This is a genomic window from Streptomyces phytophilus, from assembly GCF_013870535.1.
In the GTDB taxonomy this organism is placed as follows: Bacteria; Actinomycetota; Actinomycetes; order Streptomycetales; family Streptomycetaceae; genus Streptomyces; species Streptomyces phytophilus.
In genome coordinates this window covers 1-11097 of the sequence record NZ_JACBXC010000085.1, presented here as the reverse complement: position 1 = coordinate 11097, position 11097 = coordinate 1, and the positions used below count along the sequence as shown (strand labels likewise).

The following is an 11097-nucleotide window of genomic DNA, read 5'->3' as shown; positions in this document are numbered from 1 at the left end:
GGCGACCGCGGCGACCGCCGCCAAGGCCGCGAAGACCGGCCGGTTCGAGGCTGCCGCCCTCACTCGTCCTCCTGCTCCAGGGCCTCCGCCGCCGCCGACGAGTCCCGCGGCAGCCGCAGCGTGAACACCGCCCCGCCCGCCGGGTCGTTGGCCGCGGTGATCGTACCGCCGTGGATCCGGGCGCTCTCCACCGCGATGGACAGCCCGAGGCCGCTGCCGTCGGAGCGCGGGCGCGCGGTGTCCGCCTTGTAGAACCGGTCGAAGACGTGCGGCAGCACCTCGGCCGGGATGCCGGGGCCGTTGTCCCTGACCTCGATCAGCAGATCGCCGGCGGTGGGCGCGTCCGCCGTGGTGCGCACCGACACCCGCACGGGGGACCCGCCGTGCTTGAGCGCGTTGCCGACGAGGTTGGCGAGGATCACGTCGAGGCGCCGCGGGTCCAGCCGCGCGACGATGCCGCGGTCGGCGTCCAGCTCCACCGCGTCCAGCCAGGCGCGGGCGTCGATGCAGGCGGTGACCTGGTCGGCGACGTCGACCTCGTCGAGTACGAGCCGGGCGGTGCCCGCGTCGAAGCGGGTCACCTCCATCAGGTTCTCCACCAGGTCGTTGAGCCGCCGGGTCTCCTGCACCACGAGCTGCACCGCGGGCGCGATCATCGGGTCCAGGTTCTCCTGCTCCTCCTCCAGCACCTCGGAGACCGCGGTCATCGCGGTCAGCGGCGTCCGCAGCTCGTGCGACATGTCCGCCACGAACCGCCGGCTGGACTTCTCCCGCTCGCTCAGCTCCTCCACCCGCTGCTGGAGCCGCTCCGCGGTCTGGTTGAACGTCCGCGACAGGTCGGCCAGTTCGTCGGTGCCGGTGACCCGCAGCCGGGTGTCGAGCTTGCCCTCGCCGAGCCGCCGCGCCGCCTCGCCGAGCCGCTGCACGGGCCGCAGCACCGTGGACGCGGCGCCCTGCGCGAGCAGCGCGGAGCCGATGAGGGACAGGCCGGTGGCGATGCCGAGCGACCAGGCCAGCGAGTTGAGGTCCCGGCGCTCGGAGTCCAGGGACTTGAACATGTAGCCGGTCCAGTCGGTGCCGATCACCCGGGCGCCGCCGACGAGGTACGGCGTGCCGTCCATCGTCACCCGCTGCCAGTACAGGTGGTACGGCCACTTGCCGTCGTCGCGCCGCTGGTCGACCGCCGTCTTCAGCGTCTTCGGCACGTCGTGCAGCGTGAACGAGGGGTCGGAGCGCTCCACGCAGCCCGGCTCGCCGCCGCTGCCGCCGCCGGCGGAGATCAGTATCACGTCGAAGTTCTGCGTGGTGCTCGACAGCCGCCGCGCGGCCTTGGCGAGGTCGGTGCAGCCGGCCCGCAGATCCAGCTCGCCGCTCTCGTCCTGGAGCGACTCCCGGAAGTCCTTCAGCGACGCGTCCTGGGTGCGGGTGAGCACGGAGTCCCGGTTCAGCCAGTACGCGATGCCCGCCACGGACACCGCCGAGACCAGGGCCACCAGCGCGAACACGATGACCAGACGCAGTCGCAGGCTGATCCAGCGCAGCAGTCCCGCCGCCCAGCCGCGTACGAGCCCCTGCCGCCCCTGCGCGTCGGAGGGGCCCGGACTCACGAGGGCGGATCCAGCCGGTAGCCCACTCCGCGTACGGTCTTGATCAGCGTCGGCGCGGACGGTACGTCCTCCACCTTCGCGCGCAGCCGCTGTACGCAGGCGTCGACCAGCCGGGAGTCGCCCAGGTAGTCGTGCTCCCAGACGAGCTGGAGCAGCTGCTGGCGGGAGAGCGCCTGGCCGGGCCGGCGGCTCAGCTCCAGCAGCAACCGCAGCTCGGTCGGCGTCAGTTGCAGATGCTCCCCGTCCTTGGTGACGGTCATCGCCGAGCGGTCGATCACGACGTTGCCGTAGGTCGCCGAGTCGGTCGTCTCCCGCTCGCCGCGGCGCAGCACCGCGCGGATCCGGGCGTCGAGCACGCGCCCCTGCACGGGCTTGACGACGTAGTCGTCGGCGCCCGACTCCAGCCCGACCACCACGTCGATGTCGTCGCTGCGCGCGGTCAGCAGGATGATCGGCAACTGGTCGGTGCGGCGGATGCGCCGGCACACCTCGAAGCCGTCGATGCCGGGCAGCATCACATCCAGCACGATCAGGTCGGGCCGCTGCTCGCGCAGCAGCTTGAGCCCGTCCTCACCGGTCGCCGCGGTCGTCACGCGGTGGCCCTGGCGGGAGAGGGACATCTCCAGCGCGGTGCGGATGGCGTCGTCGTCCTCGATCAGCAACAGAGAAGGCACCGGGTCATTCTGGCAGGGCGCGCCGGAAGGGGCGAGTTCGCTGTCACGACGGGCTCCGCGAAGGGCCGTGTAAGGGGCCGGGACCCCCTGTTGCACGCCTGTGACAGTCGGCGGACAGCGCGATGAAGTCGGGACGCCAGGATTCTGGACGTCGGGCAAGCCCGGCACAGCAGGGCCGACCGAAGCAGACTCCACCGACGGGGGGCGTGAGATGAACGCACTGCACGACAGCACCACCAGCGCAGCGGTTCACACACGCCTGCACGCCAAGGGGGGGAGTGCTGAGGGGATGGCTCCCGGCCGCGCCACGCGCGGTACGGGGGAGTCCGGTGCCGCGAACGCGCGGGGGTGTGGTCGCGGCGCCGGGCGTCGTCCTCCGTACATGGTCGCGATCGCGGGCAGCACGGGCCCCGGGGGGACCGGCGCGACGCCGGCGGGGACCGGGCAGACCGCGGACCCGGGGGGGGACACCGGGGGGGACGACGGGGGGGACACCGGGGGGAAGAAGGCGTACGGAGAGGTGCCGGGGGAATCGGTCGGCACGCAGGCCGGGGCCGCCGCGGAGGCTGACAGCACCGCGGCGTTCACCGCCTACGTGGCCGAGCGGCGCGCCTCTCTGTACGCCACCGCCTACCACCTGACCGGCGACCGGTTCGAGGCGGAGGACCTGCTGCAGAGCGCGCTGTTCTCCACCTACCGGGCCTGGGACCGGATCAGCGACAAGGCCGCGGTGGGGGGCTACCTCCGCCGCACGATGACGAACCTGCACATCAGCGCCTGGCGCCGGCGCAAGCTCGCGGAGTACCCGACCGAGGAACTCCCCGAGGCGCCGGGGGAGTCGGACGCCATGCGCGGCACGGAGCTGCGCACGGTGCTCTGGCAGGCGCTGGCGCGGCTGCCCGAGATGCAGCGCACGATGCTCGTGCTGCGGTACTACGAGGGCAGGACCGACCCGGAGATCGCCGACGTGCTGGGGATCAGCGTGGGGACCGTCAAGAGCAGCATCTGGCGCTCGCTGCGCCGGCTGCGCGACGACGAGGCGCTGAGCTTCGGGCGGGACCGGGAGGAGTCGTTCGAGGAGCTCGTGGCCTGACGGGGCCGATGACCGGGGACGGGGGGACCCGGGGCCACGGGAGGGGAAAAACGGGGGAAACCGGGGGATAACGGGGGAGCGGGGGGAGGACCGAGACCGCAACGGGGCCGGGGGGTGCCCGTCAGGACTCGGGGGAACGGGGGGAACGGGGGGAATCGGGGGAACGGGGGACGAGCCGGGGCCGGACGCGCGGGGGGTGCGTCCGGCCCCGGCTCGTCCCGTCCGCGCGCTCGTCCCGTCCGCGCGCTCGTCCCGTCCGCGCGCTCGTCCCGTCCGCACGCTCGTCCCCTACGCCCGCCGTCCCCTACGCCCGCCGTCCCCTACGCCCGCCGTCCCGTACGCCCGCCGCCCCGGCCGGAAGGCCGTCAGTACGCCGAGCCGCTGACTCCCAGGCCGCCCGTCGGGTGCCAGACCGTCTTCGTCTCCAGGAACGCCGTCAGCCGCCCGGTCCCCGGGTCCGCCGTCCAGTCGTACGGCGGCTCCGGCCGCAGCACCCGCTTCAGGTTGTCCGCCGCCGCGACCTCCAGCTCCCGCGCCAGCTCCGCGTCCGCGCCGGTCAGGTCGATGGCGTTGACGTCCTGGTGCGCGGCCAGCGTCGGCGCGATCTCCGCGGTACGCCCCGAGAGCACGTTGACGACGCCTCCCGGCACGTCCGACGTGGCCAGCACCTCCGCCAGCGTCAGCGCCGGCAGCGGCCGCTCCTCGGCGGCGACGACCACCGCCGCGTTGCCCGTGGCGATCACCGGCGCGAGCACCGACACCAGCCCCAGCAGCGCCGACTCCTGCGGCGCCACGACGGCGACGACGCCCGTCGGCTCCGGCGCGGAGAGGTTGAAGTACGGCCCGGCGACCGGGTTTCCGCCGCCGACGACCTGGGCGACCTTGTCGGTCCACCCCGCGTACCAGACCCAGCGGTCGATCGCCGCGTCCACCTGCGCCGCCGACCTGGCCTTCGACAGGCCCTCGGCGTCGGCCACCTCCGCGACGTACTGCTCGCGCCGCCCCTGGAGCATCTCGGCCACCCGGTAGAGCACCTGGCCGCGGTTGTACGCCGTGGCGCCGGACCACCCGGCGACGGCCTTGCGGGCGGCGACCACCGCGTCGCGGGCGTCCTTGCGGGAGGCGCGGGGCGCGTTGGCGAGCCAGCGGCCCTTCGCGTCGGTCACCTCGTACACCCGCCCGCTCTCCGAGCGGGGGAACTTCCCGCCCACGTACAGCTTGTAGGTCTTGAGGACCGACAGCCTCGCATCCGCCTGTGTCATCGCAGGTACGCCTCCAGCCCGTGGCGGCCGCCCTCGCGGCCGAAGCCCGACTCCTTGTAGCCGCCGAACGGCGAGGTCGGATCGAACTTGTTGAACGTGTTCGCCCACACGACGCCGGCGCGCAGCCGGTCGGCCACCGCCAGGATCCGCGAGCCCTTCTCCGTCCACACGCCGGCGGACAGCCCGTACGGCGTGTTGTTGGCCTTCGCGACCGCCTCGGCGGGGGTGCGGAACGTCAGCACCGACAGCACCGGGCCGAAGATCTCCTCGCGCGCGACGCGGTGCGCCTGCGTCACGCCGGTGAAGAGGGTCGGCGCGAACCAGTAGCCGCTGCCGGGCAGTTCGCACGGTGCCGTCCAGCGCTGCGCGCCCTCCGCGTCGCCGGCGTCGGCCAGCTCCGTGATGCGGGCGAGCTGCTCGGCGGAGTTGATGGCGCCGATGTCGGTGTTCTTGTCCAGCGGGTCGCCGAGCCGCAGCGTGGCGAGGCGCCGCTTCAGCGCGTCCAGCACCTCGTCGGCCACCGACTCCTGCACCAGCAGCCGGGAGCCGGCGCAGCACACCTGGCCCTGGTTGAAGAAGATGCCGCCGACGATGCCCTCGACGGCCTGGTCGACCGGCGCGTCGTCGAAGACGATGTTGGCGCCCTTGCCGCCCAGCTCCAGCGTGAGCCGCTTGCCGGTGCCGGCGACGGAGCGGGCGATCTCCTTGCCGACGGCCGTCGAGCCGGTGAACGCGACCTTGTCGACGTCCGGGTGCGCGACGAGCGCGGCGCCCGCGTCCCCGTAGCCCGGCAGGATGTTGACCACCCCGCGGGGCAGCCCGGCCTGGCGGCAGATGTCGGCGAAGAACAGCGCGGACAGCGGGGTGGTCTCGGCGGGCTTGAGCACCACCGTGTTGCCGCAGGCCAGCGCGGGGGCGATCTTCCAGGCGAGCATCAGCAGCGGGAAGTTCCACGGGATGACCTGCCCGGCGACGCCCAGCGGCTTCGGGTCCGCGCCGAAGCCGGCGTGGCCGAGCTTGTCGGCCCAGCCGGCGTAGTAGAAGAAGTGCGCGGCGACCAGCGGCAGGTCGGCGTCGCGGGTCTCGCGGATCGGCTTGCCGTTGTCCAGCGTCTCCAGCACCGCCAGCTCGCGCGAGCGCTCCTGGATGATGCGGGCGATACGGAACAGGTACTTGCCGCGCTCCGCGCCGGGCAGCCCCGACCAGGAGGTGAACGCCCGGCGCGCGGCGGCGACCGCCCGCTCGACGTCCGCCTCGCCGGCGCGTGCGACCTCGGAGAGCACCTCCTCGGTCGCCGGGGCGACGGACTTGAAGACCCGGCCGTCGGCGGCGTCGGTGAACTCGCCGTCGACGAACAGGCCGTAGCTGGGCGCGATGTCGACGACCGAGCGGGACTCGGGCGCGGGCGCGTAGGCGAAGAGCTTGTGTTCAGCGGTCATGCTGCTCTGACCCCCTCTAGTCCACGGTCACGTAGTCGGGGCCGGAGTAGCGGCCGGTGCGCAGCTTCTGCCGCTGCATGAGCAGGTCGTTGAGCAGGCTGGAGGCGCCGAAGCGGAACCAGCGGTTGTCCAGCCAGTCGTCCCCGGCCGTCTCGTTCACGAGCACCAGGAACTTCACCGCGTCCTTGGCCGTGCGGATGCCGCCCGCGGGCTTCACGCCTACCTGCACGCCGGTGGCCGCGCGGTAGTCCCGTACGGCTTCGAGGAGGACCAGGGTGTTCGCGGGGGTGGCGTTCACGCCGACCTTGCCCGTCGAGGTCTTGATGAAGTCGGCGCCGGCCAGCATGCCGAGCCAGCTGGCCCGCCGGATGTTGTCGTACGTGGACAGCTCGCCGGTCTCGAAGATCACCTTCAGCCGGGCGCCGGCCGCGGCCTGCCGCACGGCGCGGATCTGCTCGTAGACCTCCAGGTAGCGGCCGGCGAGGAACGCGCCGCGGTCGATGACCATGTCGATCTCGTCGGCGCCCGCGGCCAGCGCGGCGCGGGTGTCGGCGAGCTTGACCTCCGGCGCCGCCCGCCCGGAGGGGAAGGCGGTGGCCACCGAGGCGACCTTGACGCCGGAGCCGGCCAGCGACTCGGCGGCGACGGCGGCCAGGTCCGGGTACACGCAGACGGCCGCGACCGCTGGCGCCGTCCGGTCCGTGGGGTCCGGCGTACGGGCCTTCGCGCACAGCGCGCGCACCTTGCCGGGGGTGTCGGAGCCCTCCAGCGTCGTCAGGTCGATCATCGAGACCGCCAGGTCCAGGGCGTACGCCTTGGCCGTGGTCTTGATGGAGCGGGTGCCCAGGGCGGCGGCACGTGCCTCCAGGCCGACCGGGTCGACGCCGGGCAGCCCGTGCAGGAAGCGGCGGAGCGCGGCGTCGGAGGCCGTCACGTCCGCGAGGGACGCCGGCGGCCCTGCGGCTGCGGTGGGTATGCGGGGCATGGTCACCACACGAGCATATCTACCCGCGTAGCGTCCCGGGAGTGGGCACCCGTTCCCCGTGGATCGATGCGGGACCGCAATACCGGCGCGATGTCCGTATCCGGACCGTCGGGCACAATCGGCGGCATGAGCAAGGACACCCCGGCCGCCCGGCCGAAGTACGCCGACCGCGCCTACCGCTCCGTCGCCGGCATCGCCGCCGGTGTGCTGCTGCTCGCCCTCGGCGGCTGGCTCGGCGCCGACGCCCTGGTCCGCGGCAGCGGGCAGGCGCGGGCGGTCGCGGTGGCGGCGCTGGTCGCGGGGGTGCCGATGGTGGTGTCGCTGACGCTGCGGCCGGTGGTGTACGCGGGCGAGGAGCGGCTGCGGGTGCGCAACCCGTTCCGCACGATCGTGGTGCCGTGGAGCCGGGTCGAGGAGATCCGCGCGGGTTACTCCAGCGAGGTCGTCACCGCGGACGCCACGTACCAGATGTGGGCCATCCCCGTCTCGCTGCGCGCCCGCAAGAAGGCCAACCGCCGCCGGGACCGCGCGGCGGGCGGCGGCGGGCTCTTCAGCCCGTCCAGCCGTACGGCGCTGTCGGACCCGGCGATGCGCCGCCCGGGGGCCACGGCCGCCGGCGACCTGGACCAGACCCCGGAGGACTTCACCCCGGCGGCAGACAAGTCGATCCGCGAGCTGCGCGAGCTGGCGTACACCTACGCCGACCGCGAGGGCGCGCAGGGGCCGGTGTCGGTGCGCTGGGCGTACGAGATCCTGGGCCCGCTGGTGGCCGGGACCCTGGCCCTGATCATCGCCATCGCCGTCGGCTAGGGGGCGCGGCGCCGGGTCGGCGGGCGCTGCCGCGACCGGCCCCACACGGGGTCGCGCCGGAAAGTGCGGATCCGCCTCCCGTGCCGGGCGGCCTGCGCATCGCAGGGCGTACGCGGAGGGATCGGCGACCCCGTCGGGCTGGTCCGGGGGGCGTCGGGTCGCGACGCGGCGAATCTGCCGGGCGAGGAGTGCGGCATGATTTTCGCTGAGCCTCTTTTCGGGGCGGACCGTCAAGTGCAGGTGCAGGGAATTCGCGATATCCCTGGCGGACGGGGTGCTTTCGCGGCAACCGCGCCGAGCAGAGCGAATGCCTCATTGCCCGCGGCGGCTCCGGGTGGCGCATTGATGGAGCCATGGTTCGCGATGCGGTAAAAGGGCGCAAGCGCCTGCGTGTAGCGCTACAAGAGGTAGCACCGCACGGCCGCCGGTGCGCGGTGCGCGGTGCGCGGTTCGCGCTGGCTCAGGCCGTACGGACCGTGCCGGACGGAACGGGCAGGTCCCACCACCACGCCACGCTCGGGATTTCCAGGGGGGTCGTGCGGTCGTCCGTGGGGGTGTCGCTGAACGTCGTGGGCAGGCCCGCCGGGTCGTCGGGGCGGGTGTAGCGGACCGAGCTGATCCCCCAGTCCTGCGCCCCGCGGACGAAGGCGTCGAGGCTGTGCAGGTACTGCCGCAGTTGCGGGGTGCCCTCCGCGGCGAGCTGCCTGCGCAGGCGCAGGTAGAGGCAGAGGACGCGGTCGCGCTGGGCCACGGCGGTGGTTATCGCTTCCTGGGGCGCGAGGCCGTGGTGGGCCGGATCCTGCAGCACCCGCAGGACGTTGAGGAAGTACTTGCCGCTCCTGCTCTCCTTGTGGTGGGAGAACAGGTCGTTGTCCCAGGTGATGACGAAGAACGCCATTTCGGCCGCGGCCCGCACCGGGGTCCGGTCGCGCTCGCCGGGATGGAGGTCGTAGCCGTACGCCATCTCCAGCAGCGGCAGGATGACCGAGGTGGCGCCGTCGTAGAGCCGCATGAGGGTGTAGTCGTTGAGGTCGGGCACCGTGCCCCGGCTGCGGTGGCCCGCCTCCCAGACCACCGAGGTGAAGTACTGGCGCAGGGCCTCGACCCAGCGGGTGGCCTGCCCGGGGGTCGCGTGGACGTCGATGCGGCGGCGCAGGTCGCGCAGGCCCGCGGCGAGCGGGTCGTCCAGCAGCATCGGCACCTGCGGGTTCTCGGCGACGCGCAGCATGCGGGACAGCTCGCCGAGCAGCTCGTGCGGCCGCGTGCCCAGGGCGCCTTCCTCGCAGTGGCCGTCGTCGACGCCGAAGAGCCAGACGATGAAGTCCGCGGTGAGCTGCACGACTTCCTCGCGCCCCTCGGGGAGGATGCGGGCGGCGAAGGTGCCGATGTCGTGGTCGACGAGCCGGTCCCGCAGCTCCGGTGAGCCGATCTCGAAGGCGTTCGCCCACAGGGCGGTCTGCTTGTTGACGATCTCGTGGCGCGCGTGGATGGCGGGGGCGAGAGGCGAGAACAGCGGGGGAATCGTCGGCTCGCGGTCCATGTGGATCACCTCGGGTTGTCCGGGGGCTTCTGCGTGCTGCGCAGCCGTACGGCCGGCGGGTCGCCGCCTGCCGGACGGCCTTCCGTCGTGCACTAGGCGGCCGACTGCCGTGGGGGTGCCACGGAACGCGGGTGCACGGTCATGGGCACGTGCTTCGGGCGGGCCATCGCCGCGGTGGCCTCCTCGACCGCGTAGCCCGGCCGCGATCTGAGCTGCCAGCGGGGCAGGACGGTGGCGAGGGTGAGGGCGATCTCCGCCCGGGCGAAGGCGTCGCCGATGCACATGCGGTTGCCCGCTCCGTACGGGGTGAACGTCTGCCGTACCGGTTCCGAGGCCGCCGGCCGGTCGTCCGCCAGCCACCGTTCGGGGCGGAAGGCATCGGCGTCCGCGTACACGCGGGGGTCGCGGTTCACCGCGTAGAGGCTGAAGGCGACCTCGGTCCCCTCGGGGAGGTCGGCGCTTCCCAGCCGCACGGGGCGGGCGGTGCGGCGCGCCAGGAGGACGACGCCGTGCAGCCGGATCACCTCGTCCAGCACCGCCCGGGTGTAGGTCAGGTCGCGTACGTGCCGGAAGGCGACCGGCCCGCTGCCCACAACTTCGTCGATCTCGGCGAGGAGGCGCTGCTCGGCCTCCGGGTGCCGGGCGAGTTCGTGGAACGTCCACGCGAAGGTGGAGGCGACCGTCTCGGTGCCGGCGAAGAGCATGGTCGCCAGTTCGTCGCGGACCTCGGCGTCGCTGAGCCCGGCACCGGTCTCCTCGTCCCGGGCGGCCAGCAGCATCGACAGCAGGTCCGTGTGGGTGGCGTCGGCCTGCCGGGTGGCGGTGATGACGTCGTCGATGACCTGCCGGAGCCTGCCGGCGGCGGCCAGGAAGCGGCGGTTGGCGGGGATCGGCAGCCGGTCCAGGACCGGCGGCAGCAGTGCCCGGGTGAGCATCGTGTCCAGGACCACGGGGATGTCGCGGCGCACCGCCCGGATCGCCGGCCTGCCCAGGTCGGACGCGAACATGGTCTCGGCGAGGGTGCCGATCGCGTAGTCGCTCATCAGCTCGTCGACGGCGATTTCCCGGCCCGGCTCCAGGGAGTCGGCGAGGTCGCGGGCGCGCCGGGCGATGACGTCCCCGTAGACGGCGAGGCGCTGGCGGTGGAAGGCCGGCTGGATGAGCCTGCGGTGCCGCAGGTGCGTCTCGCCGTCGGCGGAGGCGAGGCCGCCGCCGACGAGCGGGGCCATGCGGTCGAAGAGCCGGCCCTTGTCGAAGGCCCGCGCCTGCTTCACGTAGATGTCGTGCACGAGTTCTGCGCTGGTGACGAAGACCATGGGCTGGCGGCCGAGTTCGACGCGCACGACGTCGCCGTCGTCGCGAAGCGACGAGATGAAGCCGAGAGGGTCGCGCATCAGGGGCCGGAGGTGGCCGACGAGCGGAAGCCACCCCGACGCTCGTGGGATGGCGCGCAGTTGTGGGTCTGCCCGCACCGGACTCTCCCTTCCTCACCTGCCCGGCGGACTGGTAGTGACTAGCCAGACACGTATTCGTTGTACGCACAAGAGGGCGAGACCGCTCCCGTCGGGACGGCAGGCTACACGCGTGAGCGCCCCGGGTCCCCGCCGGCAGGCGGAAGGACCCGGGGCGCCAACGCGCCGCGAACCGCGGTGCGTTGGCCGCTCAGCGGCGGATTCGGGCGAGCCAG

At 73.3% G+C, this 11097-nt stretch carries 9 protein-coding genes; 2 read left to right on the top strand and 7 right to left on the bottom strand.

From position 1 onward, the window contains the following. Nucleotides 1-59: 59 nt before the first annotated feature. Both H5J30_RS07715 and H5J30_RS07710 read right to left on the bottom strand, forming a co-directional pair. Nucleotides 60-1607 carry an ATP-binding protein gene (locus H5J30_RS07715; protein WP_181786400.1) on the bottom strand — a complete coding sequence of 516 codons (1548 nt, stop codon included), beginning with the start codon at nt 1605-1607 and terminating at the stop codon, nt 60-62. Then, nucleotides 1604-2281 (bottom strand): response regulator, encoded by a 678-nt coding sequence (locus H5J30_RS07710; protein ID WP_158691612.1) that lies wholly within the window; start codon nt 2279-2281, stop codon nt 1604-1606. The genes H5J30_RS07715 and H5J30_RS07710 overlap by 4 nt, the downstream gene beginning before the upstream one ends. Nucleotides 2282-2492: 211 nt before the next feature. On the opposite strand from H5J30_RS07710, the gene H5J30_RS07705 reads away from it, so the two are divergent. Beyond that, a complete protein-coding gene (locus H5J30_RS07705) occupies nt 2493-3374 on the top strand; it encodes a SigE family RNA polymerase sigma factor (RefSeq protein WP_181786399.1) in 882 nt (293 codons plus the stop codon). Between the two features lie 365 nt (nt 3375-3739). On the opposite strand, the gene H5J30_RS07700 is transcribed toward H5J30_RS07705, so the two are convergent. From H5J30_RS07700 to deoC, 3 genes are read right to left on the bottom strand one after another with little or no spacing between them, the layout of a single operon-like run. Then, nucleotides 3740-4636, bottom strand: coding sequence for an aldehyde dehydrogenase family protein (locus H5J30_RS07700; RefSeq protein WP_181786398.1), 897 nt, complete (start codon nt 4634-4636; stop codon nt 3740-3742). Further along, complete coding sequence (locus H5J30_RS07695; RefSeq protein WP_181786397.1) at nt 4633-6075, bottom strand: aldehyde dehydrogenase family protein; 1443 nt, start codon at nt 6073-6075, stop codon at nt 4633-4635. Before H5J30_RS07695 ends, H5J30_RS07700 begins: the two co-directional genes overlap by 4 nt. A 16-nt stretch (nt 6076-6091) precedes the next feature. Continuing rightward, nucleotides 6092-7060, bottom strand: a complete 969-nt coding sequence (gene deoC / locus H5J30_RS07690; protein WP_181786402.1) for a deoxyribose-phosphate aldolase — start codon at nt 7058-7060, stop codon at nt 6092-6094. A gap of 126 nt (nt 7061-7186) precedes the next feature. On the opposite strand from deoC, the gene H5J30_RS07685 reads away from it, so the two are divergent. Continuing rightward, on the top strand, nt 7187-7870 hold the full coding sequence (locus tag H5J30_RS07685; protein ID WP_181786396.1) for a PH domain-containing protein: 684 nt from the start codon (nt 7187-7189) through the stop codon (nt 7868-7870). A gap of 460 nt (nt 7871-8330) precedes the next feature. Here the strand turns inward: H5J30_RS07685 and H5J30_RS07680 are convergent, their stop codons facing one another. Together H5J30_RS07680 and H5J30_RS07675 are read right to left on the bottom strand one after the other, a co-directional pair. Then, nucleotides 8331-9410, bottom strand: coding sequence for a selina-4(15),7(11)-diene synthase (locus H5J30_RS07680; RefSeq protein ID WP_181786395.1), 1080 nt, complete (start codon nt 9408-9410; stop codon nt 8331-8333). Nucleotides 9411-9502: 92 nt separating this feature from the next. After that, entirely contained in the window at nt 9503-10864 is a 1362-nt protein-coding gene (locus H5J30_RS07675) for a cytochrome P450 (RefSeq protein WP_181786401.1), read from the bottom strand. Nucleotides 10865-11097 lie beyond the last annotated feature (233 nt).

Excerpts from the sequence above, each read along its gene's own strand:
- deoC (WP_181786402.1), bottom strand. The coding sequence starts at position 7,060 with ATGCCCCGCATACCCACCGCAGCCGCAGGGCCGCCGGCGTCCCTCGCG.
- H5J30_RS07685 (WP_181786396.1), top strand. The coding sequence starts at position 7,187 with ATGAGCAAGGACACCCCGGCCGCCCGGCCGAAGTACGCCGACCGCGCC.
- H5J30_RS07680 (WP_181786395.1), bottom strand. The coding sequence starts at position 9,410 with ATGGACCGCGAGCCGACGATTCCCCCGCTGTTCTCGCCTCTCGCCCCC.
- H5J30_RS07695 (WP_181786397.1), bottom strand. The coding sequence starts at position 6,075 with ATGACCGCTGAACACAAGCTCTTCGCCTACGCGCCCGCGCCCGAGTCC.
- H5J30_RS07705 (WP_181786399.1), top strand. The coding sequence starts at position 2,493 with ATGAACGCACTGCACGACAGCACCACCAGCGCAGCGGTTCACACACGC.
- H5J30_RS07700 (WP_181786398.1), bottom strand. The coding sequence starts at position 4,636 with ATGACACAGGCGGATGCGAGGCTGTCGGTCCTCAAGACCTACAAGCTG.